At 60.9% G+C, this 18,076-nt stretch carries 10 protein-coding genes and 1 tRNA gene; 3 read left to right on the top strand and 8 right to left on the bottom strand.

The features are described from left to right. Nucleotides 1–515: 515 nt before the first annotated feature. Nucleotides 516–2,366, top strand: coding sequence for a sensor histidine kinase (locus tag ABD654_RS00095; RefSeq protein WP_344701045.1), 1,851 nt, complete (start codon nucleotides 516–518; stop codon nucleotides 2,364–2,366). Beyond that, entirely contained in the window at nucleotides 2,359–3,741 is a 1,383-nt protein-coding gene (locus ABD654_RS00100) for a sigma-54-dependent transcriptional regulator (RefSeq protein ID WP_344701047.1), read from the top strand. The genes ABD654_RS00095 and ABD654_RS00100 overlap by 8 nt, the downstream gene beginning before the upstream one ends. Here the strand turns inward: ABD654_RS00100 and ABD654_RS00105 are convergent. Together ABD654_RS00105 and ABD654_RS00110 are read right to left on the bottom strand one after the other, a co-directional pair. Continuing rightward, nucleotides 3,717–4,388: a metal-dependent hydrolase gene (locus ABD654_RS00105; RefSeq protein WP_344701049.1), complete on the bottom strand. Its 672-nt coding sequence runs from the start codon at nucleotides 4,386–4,388 to the stop codon at nucleotides 3,717–3,719. The genes ABD654_RS00100 and ABD654_RS00105 overlap by 25 nt on opposite strands. A gap of 110 nt (nucleotides 4,389–4,498) precedes the next feature. Beyond that, on the bottom strand, nucleotides 4,499–5,368 hold the full coding sequence (locus ABD654_RS00110; RefSeq protein ID WP_344701051.1) for a DMT family transporter: 870 nt from the start codon (nucleotides 5,366–5,368) through the stop codon (nucleotides 4,499–4,501). A gap of 119 nt (nucleotides 5,369–5,487) precedes the next feature. Between ABD654_RS00110 and ABD654_RS00115 the strand changes: the two genes are divergently transcribed. Next, nucleotides 5,488–5,564 (top strand) — tRNA-Arg (locus ABD654_RS00115). 196 nt (nucleotides 5,565–5,760) lie between these two features. On the opposite strand, the gene brxL is transcribed toward ABD654_RS00115, so the two are convergent. Genes brxL through ABD654_RS00145 form a run of 6 tightly spaced genes read right to left on the bottom strand, consistent with a single transcriptional unit; the run spans nucleotide 5,761 to nucleotide 17,977 of the window. Further along, the gene (gene brxL / locus ABD654_RS00120) at nucleotides 5,761–7,821 is read right to left on the bottom strand and encodes a protease Lon-related BREX system protein BrxL (RefSeq protein ID WP_344701053.1); all 2,061 of its coding nucleotides are present in this window, start codon (nucleotides 7,819–7,821) and stop codon (nucleotides 5,761–5,763) included. A 44-nt stretch (nucleotides 7,822–7,865) separates the two neighbouring features. Beyond that, nucleotides 7,866–10,199 (bottom strand): BREX-1 system phosphatase PglZ type B, encoded by a 2,334-nt coding sequence (gene pglZ, locus ABD654_RS00125; protein WP_344701055.1) that lies wholly within the window; start codon nucleotides 10,197–10,199, stop codon nucleotides 7,866–7,868. A 54-nt stretch (nucleotides 10,200–10,253) separates the two neighbouring features. After that, nucleotides 10,254–12,122, bottom strand: a complete 1,869-nt coding sequence (locus tag ABD654_RS00130; RefSeq protein ID WP_344701057.1) for an Hsp70 family protein — start codon at nucleotides 12,120–12,122, stop codon at nucleotides 10,254–10,256. Between the two features lies 1 nt (nucleotide 12,123). Next, entirely contained in the window at nucleotides 12,124–13,431 is a 1,308-nt protein-coding gene (locus ABD654_RS00135) for a hypothetical protein (RefSeq protein ID WP_344701059.1), read from the bottom strand. Further along, nucleotides 13,424–14,530, bottom strand: coding sequence for a hypothetical protein (locus tag ABD654_RS00140; protein WP_344701061.1), 1,107 nt, complete (start codon nucleotides 14,528–14,530; stop codon nucleotides 13,424–13,426). The genes ABD654_RS00135 and ABD654_RS00140 overlap by 8 nt, the downstream gene beginning before the upstream one ends. Before the next feature lie 36 nt (nucleotides 14,531–14,566). After that, complete coding sequence (locus ABD654_RS00145) at nucleotides 14,567–17,977, bottom strand: Eco57I restriction-modification methylase domain-containing protein (protein WP_344701063.1); 3,411 nt, start codon at nucleotides 17,975–17,977, stop codon at nucleotides 14,567–14,569. Between the last annotated feature and the right edge of the window lie 99 nt (nucleotides 17,978–18,076).

The raw sequence follows: 18,076 nt of genomic DNA on the forward strand, positions 1-18,076 counted from the left end.
AAGCCTGCCGCCAGCGTTCAATCTGAGCCATGATCAAACTCTTCAGTTTAAAATCATATAGTGCATAAGCTGCACCAAACTTGGCTCAAGGTTTCAAACGTCTCAGATAAAACCCGAAGGTTTTTGACGAGACACTTGCCTTGATAATAGGTGATTTGCCACCCACTCAGGCAAGCGCCCACATGAATTACCTGATCAACTTGTTAAAGAGCGTTTCGCAAAGCCGGCTTTTTGCTGGCCGGGCGGCAACGTTTCGTTGCTGCTGCGAAGAAGGCGTATTCTACGCTTTCCGTAACGCTTGTCAAGGACGTTTATAAAACCGGCTCGCTACAACAAAAAAATGAGCCAAAACGCTAACTGTCTGACAAACAAGGGCTTTTAAGCCCGGTCACCGCTAACAACGCGAGGCGTCGTCGGCAGCGGGTGCGTACTGTATGATCTATTCGAACGTTTCGCAATAGGCAAAGGGCATTTTTTTGCGCATGAACCCTCCAAGCCACCGGCGCCTGGCTTTTATGCTGCTACTGCTGGGGCTTGCCCTGTGCATCTGGCAGGCGGCACGCATGGCCCATGAGCAAGCGCTGGCCGGCCTAAGCGACGATGCGCGTAACGAGCTGCGCCTGTCGGCTGCCAATCTACGGGGCTATCTGCTGCGCTATGACTACCTGCCCCAGATGCTGGCCTCCCGCGAGCGCGTAAAACGCTTTCTTGCCGCGCCAGAAAAGCAAAGCCCCATGCCGCTGAACCTGCAGCTTGATCGTTTTCGCTTTACCGCCGGCGTTTCCGACGTTTACCTGCTCAACCGTGAGGGCACCACCGTTGCTGCCAGCAACTGGCATCGCGCCGACACCTTCATCAGCGAGAACTATGCGTTTCGTCCGTACTACCAGGAGGCCATGGCCGGCGGCGAAGGGCGCTTTCACGGGCTGGGCACCCAGTCGCGGGCTCGCGGGTATTACTTTTCGGCCCCGGTGTGGCTGGATGACACCGCCCCGGATGCCCAGCCGGCCGGCGTGGTGGTCGTCAAAATCCTGCTCGACGAGGTCGAGAAAGGCTGGTCAGCGCAGCAGGCCGAATTTTTGGTCACCGACGATACCAACGTGATTTTCATGGCCAGCCGCGAAGCGCTGCGCATGAACGCCCTGCAGCCGCTGAGCCCGGCCCAGCGCCAAACGCTGCGGCAAACCCGCCGCTACGCCCGCCAGCCGCTGGACCCCTCGGGCATTCATATTGAGCATGCCTACCGCGACAACGCCCGCATCGTGCGCTTTACCCACGGCCCGCTAAAGGGCGGGCGCTACCTGAACCTGACCTACCGGCTTGGCGATTTCGGCTGGAACATGCACATTCTCAAGCCGCTGGACGCCGTGGTTCAGGCCCAGTGGCTGGCGGCCCTGCTGGCCGGCGGGCTTTACGGCGTGGTGGCGCTGGGCGGCGGCATTACCTGGCAGCGCCTGCGGCTGCGCCGCGAGCGTGAAGCCTTTGCCGAGCGCGAACGCCGCACTCTGGCCCAGGCACGCGACGAGCTGGAAGACAGCGTAGCCCGGCGCACTCGGGATCTGCTTGCCAGCAACCGGCAGCTTTCCGCCGAGATCGAAGAGCGCCGCCGCGCAGAGGCCAGCCTGCGCCAAACCCAGGACGAGCTCATTCAAGCGGCCAAACTTGCCGTGCTCGGCCAGCTGGCGGCGGGCGTCAATCACGAGCTCAACCAGCCGCTGGCGGCCATACGCGCCTACGGCGAAAACGCCCGGCGCTTTATTGCGCTTTCGCAGCTGGACCAGGCCGACGCCAATCTTGAACAGATCGTCGAGCTGACCCACCGCATGGCCGACATCAGCGCCCAGCTGCGCCAGTTTTCCCGCAAGAGCAGCGAGCGCCACGAGGCCATCGCCGTGCAGTCCTGCGTGGCCTACGCGCTGCGCCTGTTTCAAACCCGCCTTAACGACGGCCACATGCGCCTGGAGCAGCACATGCCGGAAACGCCGGTCTGGGTGCTGGGGGATCTGGTGCGCCTGGAGCAGGTGATCGTCAACCTGATCAGCAACGCCCTGCAGGCGGTACAGGACACGCCCCGGCCTGTGATCGGCATTACCCTGGAGGTGGCCGAGGCCAGCATCCGCCTGCACGTTACCGACAACGGCCCCGGCATGGCCAAGGCCCACCTTTCCCGAGTGTTCGAACCGTTTTTCTCCACCCGCGCGCCGGGTACCGGGCTGGGGCTGGGCCTTTCCATCTCCGCGCGGATCATGGAAGATCTGGGCGGCCGCCTGACCGCCACCAACCGCGCGGAAGGCGGCGCCTGCTTTACGCTTGCGCTGCCCCGCTCAGCCCCGCCCGCTGAAACGCCGGAGACCTCCCATGCATGAGCCTTCAAGCCTGCCGGTGATCGTCGTTGACGATGAGCCGCACCTGCGCATTACCGCCGGGCAAACCCTGACCCTTGCCGGCTACACCCCGCACTGCTTTGCCTCCGCCGAGCAGGCGCTCAGCGCGCTGCCGCGGGATTTTCCCGGCGTTGTCGTCAGCGACATCCGCATGCCGCGCATGGACGGCATGACGCTGCTGCGCACGCTGCAGCAACAAGACCCGACCCTGCCGGTTATTTTGATTACCGGCCACGGCGATATCTCCACGGCGGTGGAAGCCATGCGCGCCGGCGCCTGGGATTTTCTGGAAAAACCGTTTGCCGGCGACCGGCTGCTGGACGTGGTGCGCCGCGGCGTCGAAAAGCGCCAGCTAAGCCTGGAAAACCGCCGGCTCAAAGCCGAGCTGGAAGCCCAGCAGGCCGCGCTGGGGCCGCGGCTGGTAGGCCGCACCGATGTGATATCGCGCCTTGCCACCATGATGCAGCGCATCAGCCAGATTGAAGCCGACGTGCTGGTGTTTGGCGAAACCGGCACCGGCAAAGACCTGGTCGCGCGGGCCATTCACGAACGCAGCCAGCGCCGCCACGCGCCGTTTGTCGCCATCAACTGCGGGGCGGTGCCGGAAAGCATCATCGAATCGGAACTGTTCGGCCATGAAAAAGGCGCCTTTACCGGCGCAGTGCAGCGGCGCATCGGCAAGTTTGAGCACGCCAACGGCGGCACCGTGTTTCTTGACGAGATCGAATCCATGCCGCTGGCCCTGCAGGTCAAACTGCTGCGGGTATTGCAGGAGCGGGCCGTTGAGCGGCTGGGCGGCAACCAGCCGGTCACGCTGGACATCCGCGTGATTGCCGCCACCAAGACCGACCTCAAAGCCGCCGCCGAGCGCGGCGACTTCCGCGAAGACCTGTACTACCGGCTGAACGTGGTGGCGCTTTCGCTGCCCGCCCTGCGCGAGCGCCGGGACGATATTGCGCTGCTGTTCCAGCACTTTGCCGTCGTGGCGGCAACGCGCAGCGGGCTTGAAGCCCCGCCGCTGAACGGCCACGACACCGCCCTGCTGCTCGCCCACGACTGGCCGGGCAACGTGCGCGAGCTGCGCAACCTGGCCGAGCGCTACGTGCTGCTGGGGGCGGCCTTTGACTACCGGCTGGGCGCGCTGCTGGAAGGCGAAAGCCACGACGCCGCCGATGCCGGGCTCACCCATCAGGTAGAGCTATGCGAAAAAAGCCTGATTCACCAGGCGCTGGCTCGCCACCAGGGCCAGGTGACCGCCGTGTGCCGCCAGCTGGGCGTGCCGCGCAAAACCCTCTACGACAAGCTCAAAAAGCACGCGCTGAAAGCCGACGACTACCGCCACCAGTCCGCCCCCTGAGCCAGCAGCGCGCCCAGCACCTCCCACGGCGGCAGCCAGGGCATCAGCGCCGCCGTGGCCGCCAGCATCAGCAGGCTTGATGCCGGCCGGCTCGCATCGGCCAGCTTGAGTGCCGTGCCAAACGAGCGCTTGAGCCGCGCGCCTTCGATATCCACGCTGTAAAGCTCATCAAGCAGCAGATGCACCACAAACCCCAGCAGCACCGCCAGCCCGTGGCTCCAGGCCAGCCACGCCGGCTGGGCCAGCCAGTGCAGGCTGAGCGCGGCCACCGCCCAGCTGCACATCACCCCCGCCAGCAGCGAATGCCAGCCGCCGCGGTGCACCGTCAGGCGGGCAAACAGCGCGCTGGCAACATAGCGCACCGCCACATACACCCCCGCGCAGGCCAGCAGCAGATAAGGCGGCGCCAGCCGCGGCTGCAAGAGTGCGGCGGCCACGGCCAGCGCCAGCAGCCCCAGCAGGGTAAAAATCAGCCGGCTGGAGCGTGAGTGGTCGGCATCGATATCCGGCAGAATGCCGCCCAACGCCGTGAGCGCGCAGACCGCCAGCGCCTGCACCGGCGACCACGCCTGCGCCTGATAGCCGCCATAGGCCAGCACCACCCCGCCGGCCGCGGCCACGGTGCTGTGCGTGCGAAAGTTAGCCATGAGAACGAAAGTTAGCCATGTTAGCCATGAGAGCGCGCCTTGGAAAAGCCGGACAAAATACCAGATTCCGGCCCGCGGCCCTAGACGTAGCCCGGCGAAACGCCAAAAGCCTACCCGCGCGAAGAAAAGCTGAGTGCTGTGACCGTTACCAAAATCAGCCCGATGCCCAGCAGCTGGCCGGCCGCCAGGGTTTCACCGAGCACCGCCACGCCAAACAGCGAAGCGGTGACCGGCTCCACCATGGCCACAATCGACGCCACGGCCGGGCTAATGCGGCGAAGCCCGATGACGTAGAGCACAAACGACCCCCCGGCGCCCACAAGGCCCAGCAGCACAAACAGCGGCAGGTAGCGGTCGCTGAGCACCGCGTACACCTGCCCGACCTCCGCCAGGGCCAGCAGCACAGCGGCCAGCACGGCAAAGGCAACGGTCAAAATCGCCTGGGGGCTGCCATGGGGAGCGGCATAGGTAAAGCCGAAAATAAACACCGCATAGGAAAGCCCCGCCAGCAGCCCGGCAACGCCGCCCACCAGGGTGACGCTGCCGGCCCCGGCCGCATACACCTCGGTGAGCAGCACAATGCCCAGCAGCGTCGCGGCGATGGCGGCCCACTTGCCCGGCGTAGGCCGCTCCAGGCCCCCAACAAAAGACACCAGATAGACAAACACCGGCGCGCAGTACATCAGCGTAGCGGCCACGGCCACGCTGCCCTGCGCGATGCTGATAAAGTAAAAGGCAAAGTTGCCGGCCACGCCCAGCCCGGCCACCACCGCCCCGCCCCACAGCCGGCGGCTGGCAAAAGGGCGGTGCCCCGGGCGCAGCGCCAGCCAGCCGGCAACGCACACAAGCCCAACGGCGCCGCGATAAAACGAAACCACCAGCGGCGGCCAGCCCGCGGCCATCAGCACCCCGGCCATGCCGCCGGAAAGCCCCCAGCCCAGTGAAGCCAGCATCACCAGTAGCGCGCTGCGTGTTGCCATGGTGCCTCCCGTTGCAGTGCTTACACAGCATAAAGGCGCCGCGCCGCCCCATCCAGCGCCTGCCCGCCGAGAACCGCTGGACACAGCGCCCCGAGGCCGTTAGGATACGCCCCCATCAAGCGCCCATAGCTCAGCTGGATAGAGTATCGGCCTCCGAAGCCGAGGGTCGCAGGTTCGAATCCTGCTGGGCGCACCAGATTTTTCAAGGCCTTACGTTAACGCGTAGGGCCTTTTTTTATGCGTGTGTCAAATCTGTGTCATTTCTGCGCCACGTTTGCTGACACATCGCTTTGCGCTCCATTTTCATCTAATGACCTCTGGCCGCGCGTTGGCACAGAATTTTGACACAAGCCTGGTCGTGAAGCGCCAGCTGATCACGGCTGATTGCCTGGCTAATCTCCCAACGACTTAAGCAAAGCGTCACGTGCATCCAGATAAAATTGGATATCTACCTTGGTGGCCATCTCATCCGAGAGATCGAATAGCAGCTTTCGGCAGGTAACCGGCATCAGGATGGCCGTAGCGCCTTTCTCCACGGCGATTTCCACCAGGGTGACTGGGTTATGAATCGGTTCAATAGAGCCACCTAGATTTATCTCACCGACGACAATCAGCCCCCCGCGAAGGCTGCGCCTGAGCAATGATGAGCTCATGGAGATAAGCGCCGCCACGCCCAGCTTAGTACCAGCCTTAGCGGCGTCGAAAGCGCGTAATTGCACGTTGAACTCATGCTGTCGGGGCTCCTTGTCGCCAACCAGTTGCCCGGCGCGCGCATAGAGGTTCTGCTCGGCGTAACCGATGCTCTCCTTGAAAGCGGGTGGAACGGGCTTGTTGAGGATCTTCACGCCGGTGCCGGGCCCCTCATTGACTTCGATGCGGAACAGGCCCGGGTGCTCGTCCTGGCCGTTGCTGGCTTGGCCGCCGGGGCTGATGCTCCACACCTGGCCGGGTTCCAGCGGGTCGTTTCCGATGCTGCTGTCGCTCTGCAGCTCCGGGGTGGCCACAAACTTCTCCACGCCATCCTCGCCCATGGTGTAGCTGAAGTGAGTATTGCGGAACTCGGCGGCGCCGATGCGCTTCTGCTGCTCCTTGACCCGTCGGCGTGCCTCCATGCCGATATGAATGGCCCACTCCAAGTCGTCGTCGCTGGGATATAGGTCATCGCCGGGATATAGCAGTTTCAACAGACCACTAGCGGTTTTGTTGACGGCGTTGGTATCACGGCCGGATAGGGCTCCACCGAAGAAAACACGCCCCTGCCACTGTGAAACGCGGCTCTGGTTGCGCATCTGGCTCCAGCACTCCGAGAGGAAGTCGCTAACCAGGCCGAAGTGATCGGTGAGCAGCTCCTTGCTGACCTTGGGCACATCCCAGCCGGGCAGAAAGGCATGGATGCGATCCATGAAGGCGGTATCGTGGCGCATCTCTTCCGGCAGTGGCCCAAACAGATGGCTGATGCGCTGCTGGTGTTCCACATCCACTTCGAAGTTGCCGACAAGCACGATGGAACCGTCGGCGCGAATGCTCTCCTTGCCACGGGAGAACTCCCCGCTCTCCATATAGCCCTTCATGATGTTGACGCCGTCTTTATTGTCGAACGAAATACCCGACACTTCGTCAAAACAGACCACATCATACTGGCATACCAAACCCCGCTGCCCACTAGCATTGTTGACGAACATTTTAGCTACAGTGGCCTTGCCGCCAGAGATCAGATGGGCATAGGGTGATACCTGCTGGAACAAGTGGCTCTTGCCGGTACCCCGGGGCCCCAGCTCTACAACGTTATAGTTGCGCTCCACGAACGGCACCATGCGCAGCAGCATGGCGTCCTTCTGGCGCTCGTCGAGGCCCGCCGGTTCGATGCCGGTGGAACGCAGCAAGAAGGCTTTCCATTCCTCGGTGGTGAAGTGCGGGCGGGCCTTGGCCAGCTCGTCGAGCACGTCGCGTTTGGAGAGCTGGATCTCGCGCAGGGCGCGGATGCCGAAGGGGCGTCCACCTTGCTCCTGGGCGATGCTGGCGTCATATTCAAGGGTTACTTCTGCATAGAACCCCCCAGTCAGCATGCGTTCATGCGTGCTAACCAAGTCATCGGGGATTCGTACGTCATTCAAGCGGAGGCTTGGCAAGCTTGCCATGTAGGTATCGTTTTTGGTGTCCAAACGCGCCTGGATCAGATCGATGATCTTGATCTCGCCCTTCTCGCGGGCGCGAGCCTTGAACAGCTCCTCCTCGCCGGCCTTGATAGTGCGCGATTTCAGCTGCCGCTGCACCACCTCCAGGCCCTCCTCGATCTCCTCCGGATCGGTGCTGGCACAGTAGCGGCCGAGCAGGAACTCCACGACATAGGTCGGCACGGGAAATTGGCTGGCAAAGGTTCGCACCAAGTCCTTGCGCACCAAGTAGCCATCCAGCAGCTCGGCTGCCTTGCGATCCAGATCATCGAGTTCCATGACGTCTCCTATGTCACCGAGAAGCAAGATTCAGTCATTGAGGGCTATGCGTTTCCACCAATAGTGGTAGAGCGCTGCGCCACCACCTGGCCGTTGTTATCTAGGAGAACGGCGTAAGCGGTTTCTCCTTCGAGGTCATCATCTTCGATCACCACCGAGGCCTTGCCGCCGGCCTTGAAGGGTTTGGGCGAGACCGCAAGGCTGCTGCCCGAGTCCCCGGCGTGGCGGCGTATATCCAGGGTCAGGCAATCGCTTTCGCCCTCCACCACCAGGGTGCAGCGCAGCCCCTTCCATACCAGATCGTCGATCAGCGCCGAGGGCTTTGGACCAGCGCTACCTGTCACCACTAGCTCAGGGATCACGCACTCCTGCAGGCTGAGCCCGCCATGGGTATAGGTCTCCCCCGCCTTGAAGCAGTGGATGCTCTCCGCCAGTGCGAAGTGTACGTGTTCGTTCCAGTACCATGGGAATCGGGCCGCATCGGTGTAGGCGCCCGACTTGAGCTCGGCGCAGCGCCCCCACTTGGTTTCCACCAGACTGGCCGGCAACTCGGTCTTGGGCAACTCCCCTGGCAGCAGCAGCCAGCCGTGATCGGTCACCACACGCACCTGTGACCAGCCCTGGGCCAGCAGTGCCTGAATTCGCTCGGCCACTTCGGCCAGCATGTCATCCACGTTCTGAGCCAGCTTCCAGCCCCGTTCATGGCCGGCATGATCGATATCACCGAACTCGCACCAGGCCGGCCGGGAAGTGTCCAGGGTTTCCTTGTGCAGCTGCTCTACCTGACGACGCTCCAGCACCTGCCAGCCGTTATCACGCAGCAGCTTTTGGAATAGATGGCGAGTGATAGGCGTGAACTGGTAGCCGTCCGGCTCGTCCTGTATGGCGTCGCTGTCCAGAATCGGCGCTACCGCATACTTACCGGTACCAGTGACACTGGGAAGTGCGGCCCAAGCGGTATGCTCGGCAACGTCAAGCCCCCGGTCGAAAAGGCGCTGAGTCAGGCGCTTGCCGCAGTCAAATCGCAGACCATCCACGAACAGCACACACTCGCCGGGGCGGGTATTGGGCGACACCTCGCCACGCTTCAGGCCGTCCACCCCTGGCTGCCACACCTTCTGCAGGTGGCGGGCAGCCTCGTCGGCCCAACGCAAATACATCGTGCGAATCGCAGTAAAGATTGCCTCCTGCTCGCGCTGGCCAGTGATTTCATCCAACGCCCTGAGCAAGGCATCGTCGGCTTTCCAGCCTCTGCTGGCGTAGGCTTGGCGCATATCCTCAGTCTGGCCGCCTGCTAGGCTGCGTTTAGTCACTTGGGCTAGTTCCGCCAGAGGAGCCAACGCCTTTGCCAACGGGCTTTCTCCCAGCTCGGCCCACACCCCGTCACGGCGATATCCGTGCTCCTGCTCCAAAAGCGCCAGTTGCTCCCGTGCCTCATGCGCAGGCAGCTGGCCCAGCGAGCAAAGGCTTTGATAGAGGCGCTCCTCCTCCTGGCGATTGAGTTGTGGCCAGACGGCCATATCGTCAGGTTCGGGGAAGAGCCCCAGGTCAGGCGGGGTGAGGTGGCGCAGCTGTTCGATCAGCTGTGGGTAGTGGTGGGGGGCTTCTGTGAAGCGGGTCCAGACGGTCTTCCAGTTGCCCTGACGCTGCGTAAAGCGCTCCAGGGCATCCAGCACGCTCTGCTGCTCCGGATGAATGCCATAGCGTGAGTGACACACCTGACAGAAGGCCTGCCACTCATGGTCGGGCCGGCTGGCTTTCATCGCCTCGGGCTGGTTGAGCCAGTCCAGCAGATCACGCACCGGGTCGCCGCCGGTGAGCAGGGTATTGAACGCCTCGGCGTCCAGGTGGCGGCCCTGCAAGTCTGTCAGTGACTCCCGGAGCAGGCGGGGCAGGGCGGCCAGCAGCGCCTGGCGTGTGGCGGCATCACCGGCCACATCCAAACCCAGTCCACCCTGCTGGGAGGTGAGAAACGCGCGTGGCGTCCAGTCCTTGGCGTTGATCTGCGACCAGAGCGCGCCGCGGTACTGCAGCTCGGCCAGCGGCTTGAGCGCTTCCGGGCACTCGCTGACGGCGCGTAGATCCTGCCGGCCCACGCCGGGCAGATAGAGGATCGGCGGTGTTTCTGCATCCAGCTCGATGCCCTCCACGGTGCCGGCGATGGCACAGCGCAGCCAGATCGCCGGCCCACGGCGTTTCTCTGGCGCATAGTCGCCCAGCACCAGTAGCTCAGGCAGCGCGGCCTGGATCTGTGAGATCACCGGTTCCCACAGCCGCTCGCGGTCAGGCCACAGGATGCAAGCGGGAGCGACCTGCACATCGGAGTTATAAGCAGCGGCGCCGCGGATGGCTCTGACGAGCTGTTCCATGATAGCCATAGTATGGCCTGTCTCCTCACTGCAGATGCTGAAAGCCCAATAGATTAACGGAAATCAGTAAGTCACCCGAAAACTGCCGGGCTTATGTCCGCTCTGTTCGGATAGACAATGGCACTTTGGGTCCCCGGCACGTTTCCCGCAGAAGCTGCAGGGCGCATAGGAGGCTCTCTCATCCCGCTGCAGGTCGGTCAGTTCGTCGGCTCGATGAAAATGGCCGCCTGGCCTGCCCATCTCCTTTTTGATCAGGGCTTCACCTGGCACCAGCGAGAGATCCTCGCGACTTGCCACATTGGGTCGCAGCAGGATACCTCCTACTGGCTGTTCGCTGTGGCTGCTGCGACCTTCAGGCTTTTTTGCAGAGTTCTCGGCGCCTTTACTTTGCTGCTGCGGCTCGTTCATGGAACGGCCCGTGATGCCTTGCATGATATCCAGCCCGAACTCCAGCGAGTGGATATCCGCATTGTCGCTATCCTCCCTGATGGCAGACTTCGCCGATGCGTGCAGGATCAGGTTATCGTCTACCTCCAGTTGAAGCATGAGCCGTTCGAAGAGCTTTGCCATTGATGGCTCGATCTTGACGTTCAAACAGGCCAGAGGCTGACGTGCATCATTGACCTGAACATGACGCCCATGGCGGGTAGGTGAGAGCAGACTAATCTTGCCGACACCATCGCGAGGATCGGTGCAGTAAAGCGTCAGCCTTTCTGCCTCGCTGACCTCACCGGCAGTGGGCATCTCATAGCCCGCGCCAATGACAGGGAAGTACTGGTTGCGTGCCACGTGGACCTCAATATTCTTGGCCAGCCGCAAGCGTGCCTTGTCATGGGCAATCCAGGCAGCCCCTTCCGAGATTATGGAGAAGCCACGATCGGAGATCTCTACGCGGGTGGCGCCGAACATCTCATAGAGTCCCGACTTGATTGCTGGCATGTTAACGATGCCGCCGGTTGCGAGGCACAGCGAGATATCGGAAGTGGTCAGGTCGGCAGCCTCGATCAGGGTCTTGGCACGCTTAACCCCCTGTCGGATCTTCTGGCCAATGATCTTCTCAAGCTCGATGCGGGTCAGCAGGATATCGACATCGGCATCCTTCACGTCATTTCGGAAGTATCCCGGGATGTAGATGGGCTCCTGCTCCCGAGAGGAGAGCTTGATCTTGGCTTCCTCGGCCCGGGTGAGGAGGCGCAAGCTGGCATCCGGGTTGATATCCGCCTCCTCTGAGCCGAGCCCTGCCGCCTCGACGGCGCGTTTCTCGACCTCTCGGCGAATTGCCTCGTCCATCACGTCACCACCGAGTTCGTCAGTGCCGTCGTTGCGGATCTGCACAAGCATGCCGTTCTGTACCTGGCAGAGCGTCAGGTCCAAGGTGCCGCCGCCCCAGTCGAAAACCAGCAGATATTGCCCCTCCAGGCGACGGATCTCGTTCTCGGGGTCCTCCTTGGTACGTAGGTAACCATAGAGTGCTGCCATGGGTTCATGGACGAACTGCTCGATTACCAGGCCAGCCTGGTGGAAGGCCTCGCGAAGTTCGCGACGCTGCCTACCGTCCATATCGACGGGAATCGTGACGACAGCTCGGCTGACACCCCGGTCATGCTGGTAGCGCCGATCTTCCTCTGTGCCCGTTACCACGTGTTTGACGACATCTGCCACCATGTCCCGAGGGCGCCGTGGGATACCATCGACATGCACATGCTCCCGATTAAGCAGCATCTTGGGTGAGCGCACCACGTTGCCGATCACGCCAATCTCGTGGGTCATGAGGCGCTTTTTGGCCTCGCTCCCACAGATGACACTGTCGCCCTCGTAGCAGACCACCGAGGGATAGGGTTCCTCTCCCTGGTCGAATACCACCGTCTGACCACCAATCACCTGGCTGATTAGGCTGTTGGTGGTGCCGAAATCGAAGCCGAAGACTTCCATGTCATTCTCCTTCTGTATCACTCAGGATCTTCTTAAGTTGCCCTAGCGTCTCATCCACATAGTGGGAGACAATATGCAGCTTGGGCGGATCGCGTTGCAGAGCGATCAGTGCCTCCTCCAGGCGGGGCACTTCGCTCCTCAGTGCCTTGACTACCTGGGAGCGTAACCGGTGCTTGTCATCTTCCAGGTGGACACTGGTGGTCTTGGCATTCTGCTTCTCGTGATGAAGTGACTGCTCAAGCTCTTTTACCCTTGCCAGCAGGGCGTTGTGCTCACGGCGTAGGGCCGAGTGCGCCTGGCGTGCCTGGTCACGCTCGTTGGTGAGGCGCTCTACGTCTCGCTCCAGCCGCTCAAGGTCGCTGGCCTGGCGGGTCCTGGTATTCTCGATCTGGAGTGATAGCCAGCCCAGCGGAGAGAAGTCAGTGGATGCTTGAGCGTAGGCCGACTTCAATAACGCCTCTGTCGCTTGGGTGGGATAGTGGGTTCTGGTGGTAAACAAGCCCTCCGCTCTCAGGAAGCGCAGGATCTCCTCCTCTCTGGCCCACCCCTGGTTGGCCTGCCAGATCATGCTCAAGAACAACAGGTTGCGCAGCTTGGCCTGGCGCTTCTTCTTATCCTTGGCGGGCATCTCCTTGTTGGTCGCAATCTGCTCCGTTCTGGCGGCATAGCGCCTGAAGAGCTCCTTGATGGGGGGACGCTCCTCGTCGGTGAGCGGTAGCCAGTCATCGACAGATTCCATGGCGAGGTCGAACCCTTCGCGGCCAGCATCAACGGCGAACTTCAGTAGCAGATCCTTGATGGTGCGATTGCTGTGGATCTCGAAGGCGGCGAAGGCCAGGTTCAGGGTGCGGGCAAGCGAGGCGTCCTCACGCTGGGCGAGCTCAAGCAGCCCCGAGCGCTGGACAGCTAAGAGGGTGCGTTCCTCCAGCTTCTTCAAGGCCGGCTCGGTAATCTTCTTCGGCACGCCCGAGGATGCATAGAAACGCTGGATGATATCGGAGACGCGTGTAATGTCCTTGCTGCCCTTCGACCGGGTGGAAGTGTCAGATGTCTTATCCAGTTCCTGGTTGGACCTGTCGCCTGATTCGCTGCCCCTACTAGAGCCGATCGGGTGGCCTTGTCCGCCTTGCTGGCTCCCTCGATGTTCCTGAGACCCCTCTAGGAGGGCATCAGGTGCCGAGGGCTCAGTATCTGACTGCTTATTGGCGTTGAGAGCTTTGCCCGCCTGGGCCTTGCCCCGTGAGGCGACACCCGTGGTTTTGTTAAAGATCGGGACAAACTTTTTCTCGTCCTTCGGGGCATCACTCATTCTCTACTTCCTCGATGATTCGGGTGGCCAGGGCCTCGAACAGCGGGCTGTAGCGTAGCTTCCTAGCCCAGCTGGAGGCCTGCTCATGGTCGCCTGCTTCCCAGCAGCTGTTCATGGCCAGGGCTTGGATCTTGACCCGGTCGTGATCGGTGGTGAGTCGCTTGCTGGCCAGGTGAACCAGCTGGGGTAACTGCTCCCGCTGCTCAGTTAGCGGCAGGCTGCAGAAGCGCATGATCTCGGCGGTCAGCGTGTCCACCGGCAGGTTATGGCCGGAAGCGATCTTGGCATCGGGCGCAAGGCAGCGCTTGCCGGCTCGCAGCCCATTCAATATCTGGCAGGCGATGGCGACCTGGCCGCCGGGTGCCTGGGCCTCCGCCTCGCAGAAGGCGTTGTCGTTGAAGTTGACCAACGCCTTGATCAGATTGGCCAGTGGGCGGTTGAGAAAGCGTAGCGCCTCGCGGGCGGTGTGGTACTTCGCTGAATAGTCATCATGGCTCAGGCTGGTGCCGCCGCGCTGATCTTTGGCCAGTACGCCGTAGAGGAAGTCGCTGACGCCTTCCAGGTAATACCGGGCTCCGTCCTCCTGCTTGGCCACCGTGATGAACTGGGCAATACGGTCACTTTCCAGCGGCTGGTTTACGATCAGCGTATTGAAGGCTCGCTCCACCGTGGCCAGCTGCGCCTCGGTGGGGATATCGAATTCGATATGGTAGGTCACCGAGTAGTCGGCGCTGGCCAGCGTGACCTCATGGAAGCCCGAGGTGATCTCGCTAAGCCGCTTGCATGCCTGACGAGTAGTGACCTCCTGCAGGTCGATCATGATTCGCTCTGCCTGTTGGGTCACCCAGTCTTCCTGCGGAAACCGGCTGGCTACTACTTCTCCCCGATCCTTGACGGTGCGGCTACCCACCAGCAGCTGCGGGCGCTTGAAGGGGTGCTGGTCAAAGACGTGTTGTCGACGAGCCTCGCGATCCGCGAAGACTTCGCCGCACTTGTCACATCTGAAGGTGACGGGTTGGTTGGGCTCCGTCGGAATTTCGGGAATCAGCACGCTGCCCCCGGCGTTGCCGGGGTCCACCGCATCGGTGATCTTGGCCATCGTTAGCCTCCCTGCGCTTTACAGCATGATTTTTTATTAATTTCTCGCCGCTTTCTTCGCTGCCAGCGTGAGGTGGTAGTCGTTGATCCGGTCACCTTTGGCGCCGCCCAGCTGGGGCCCGAGGTCATACCAAGGGGCCGATTCCACATCCTTGCCGCGGTCTTTTTTCCAGTGGATATTGGGCTTATGGACCAGCACGCCGGCGCCCTTCTTTTTCACGTCGGGAACCATCATGAAAGGACGAATATTGAGGCGAACGCCGTCGTTGAGATCGGGGTGCCAGCCGATGGGCTGCTCTTCCAGCGGCTTCCAGCGCACGAAGATGTCATAGGGCTCCTCACCCTCAAGAATCAACTCCAGGCTCTTTTGCAGTGCCTCGGCGGCGGCCAGACGGGCCTCGGCACCGTCAATGCCATCAGCTATCTGCTTCTTCTGCTGGGTGATCCAGTCGCCCAGGTAGGTATAGGTCAGGGTTTCCAGGTTTTTGTAGTCGAGCTTATGGTAGTTCACCAGCGCCGAGAAGCCGTCCTTGAGGCCGTCCCAGATGTGCCAGATGAAGGGGCGGTTCTGGAACAGCTTGCAGTGCTGTGCGAAGAACTTGTCACGCAGCCAGCTCTCCAGGTCCTTGCCGGCGTGATCGACGCTCTCCAGCAGCTTGCCACGGGTGGTGGCGGACCACTGATCGCCGTAGGCGTCGGCTAGCAGCCCCTCCAGCCGATCCACGGCGCGCCGCTCACGGCGCACAGCGGGCAGGCAGACGATGCCGTCACGGTCGGCATGGCCGAGCAGCGCCTCACAGCGCTTGACCCACTCGCGTTGCTCCTCGGCCAACTCCATCTCCGGGTCAAGTTCCGCCGGCCAGCGGTAGCCCAGCAACCGGGCCACGGCGACTTGAAGCACCGTGTCGTCGGTACGCAGCGGGCCATGGCCGGTCCATTTGGCCTCATAGTCCCAGATTACTGAGCCGCAGGGGTGGCCATGGAAGATCCACTGGGTGGGGTCGTCGGAATAAGGGTGAGGTAGGCCAAAAGGGTAATCTTTTTGTGCTTGTACCTTGTAACCCCCTAAATCAACAGAAACCTTGACAAATGTAGCATTAGTTACGTTTCTTTTTTGATCTATTTTTTCAAGCTCATCTTTGAATTCTTTTGATTTTATATAGGCCCAAAGTGTAGCTGTGTCGAGTTGGTTTTTTGGTATTATTGCTGCACTGCTTTGATCATATAGCTCTCCGCTGTAAATGGATGCTGGGCACGGCTTAGTTAATCTGATACATACGCCTTTTTTTCCCCAGGCATCTCTTCCTTTTATATATGCTTGATGTGAGTTAGCTAAAGCGCCTTTTCCATCTTCCCATAGTAGAGTGCCAGACCTTCCGCTGAAGTGGAGGGTTGACTCTGTTGGCATTTGGAAAAGGGCCCACTTTTTTGGATTATAATTTCTCTCCCAGAAATTTGAAACGAATCGGTCGGTATCTCCATTTTGCAGTCCGACAAATGATCTCGCATGCAGGCTTAGTAGCTCACCTTTACCAGTCTCATCTAGCAATACCCTGCTATCTGGGCTGTTTAAGCTATCCGATTGTTTTAGAAGCCTTAATTCCCCTGAGTAGAGTTCTAAAGCTTTTTCACTTGTTTCTTTTTTTGCGGATGCGTCTATTCCGAAGAATGAGCTGTTTTTTTCAACTTCAAGCGTCTGCTCTTTTTTCGATGAAAAGAGAATTGCCTTTACAATCTCCCCGCTTATTGTTTCAAATGCCCCTGGTCCAAGTCTGGCAATTGATGATATTTTTGTAAAGTTAAGGACTTTCTCCCGAAATTTTTTATATGTTTTAAGGAACATCCAGTTTTGTGGAAGCACGGTAGATAAGAACCCGTGATTGGCGCAGAGATTCATACACCTTTCATAAAATGCAGTTTCTAATGAAACGCTCCCAGCTGGAAAGTTCTCATCAATGTGATGTTGAATGCCTTGCGAAAGGTCGGCTGCTTTTTTATAGGGGACATTCGTAATGATCCACTGGTATCGCTCACCAAGCAAATTAGCTGCCTTAGCCAGGCCTTGGGCGGTGACGGCTGCTTCATGCTGCTCGTCGCTGTTTTCCTGGCTATTTTCCTTGGAGAGCGCCTGATTCAAAGCCTCAGAGAGTTCCTCCCATTGGGCGACCTTGGCGGCGCTGGTGCGGGTGGGGTCGAGCAGGCTGCCAAGGATCGGGGCATCCTTGAAGCTGTCGTAGAGCCAGTCCAGGGCGATGGTAAGGTTCTTTTTGCCAAGGCCCAGTGCCTTCCACTCCTCCTTGGCCACGCTGATGGGCAGGCCGGAGCAGGCCAGGTGCATTTCCGGCAGCTTGCGATAGCCGCCAGCTTCGGGGTAGCGCCAGGCGGTAAGGGCAAGGGCAAAGGCGGCGAGCTCCACACAGCGCTGGTCGATCTCCAGGCCGTGCAGGTTGTCGCGCAGCACCGCTTCCACGGCATCGCGGGCGGAGAGGCCCTCCAGCTCCATGCGCATGGGCACCAGCATCAGCAGGGTGGCGACCAGGAAGTGGCCGCTGCCGCAGCATGGGTCCATGGTCTTGAGATCAGCGAGGCTCTGCGGCCAGGTGTCGAAGGTGCCAGCGGCGGGTGTCCAGTGGCCGGTCTCCTCGTCCTTGACGAAGCGCAGGTACTCTAGCGGCACGCCCGGCAGGCTGGCCTTGTCGCGCAGCTCCTGCTCGCTCTCGGCATTGGCTAGATCGGTTTCCGAAAGGCGCCGGGCGGCCCACCAGGCGCCCAAGCTGTTATCCAGCAGGAAGCTGACCATATAGGGCTCGGTGAATAGCTGGGTGACCGCGGGCAACTCGTCGGCTCCGATCTTCACCTCGGAGTCATTGATTCTCTTCTTGTTATCGGTCTGCCAGAACTGATACACCCAGCCCAAGCTGTCGCTGGCGTGGAACACTTCCCCCGGCAAGCCGGCCAGCAGCTCTTCCAGCTCGCGCTGATACTCGGCGGCCAAGGTCAGCTCGAATACCGGACTGTCGACGCGAAACACCTGGGGCAGCATGGTGCTGGCCAGCTGTGCCGCCATGGCCCAGCCGCTGGGGTGTCCTTCCTCTTCGGCCAGTTCCTCGCATTCTTCCAACGTCACGGCAACGCCGTCATACATCAGCAGCTCGGTCTCGGCCAAAAAGCGGGCAAACAGCATGCGGTGCCAGTGCTCGTAAGAAATCTCGTCCATCAGCCGTGTGACCGCTTGAGCGCCGTTTTTAAGCGGGTCGCCAAGGCTGCGGGCATGGGCACGCAGCCGGCGACGCAGGGCGCGCTGATCATCGCTTAAATAGCCGGGCGGATTTTCTTCGCCAACCCCAAGCTGACCAAGTGCCGCCTCGGCGGCCTGTTTGGCCACCGGGCGGGCCTTGCGTACGGCGCGGTCGAGCTGGTTGCGGAGTGTCTTGTCGAGTGGCTGCATGCTGATGTCCTTGTTGTTTCTTTCCACGGTATCTCTGTGAATGCGTATTCCATTGCACGTGAGCATTGATTTGCGCATTGGGCGGCATTTAATGCTCAA

Origin of the sequence: Halomonas cibimaris (assembly GCF_039537045.1) — a bacterium.
Lineage (GTDB): Bacteria > Pseudomonadota > Gammaproteobacteria > Pseudomonadales > Halomonadaceae > Vreelandella > Vreelandella cibimaris.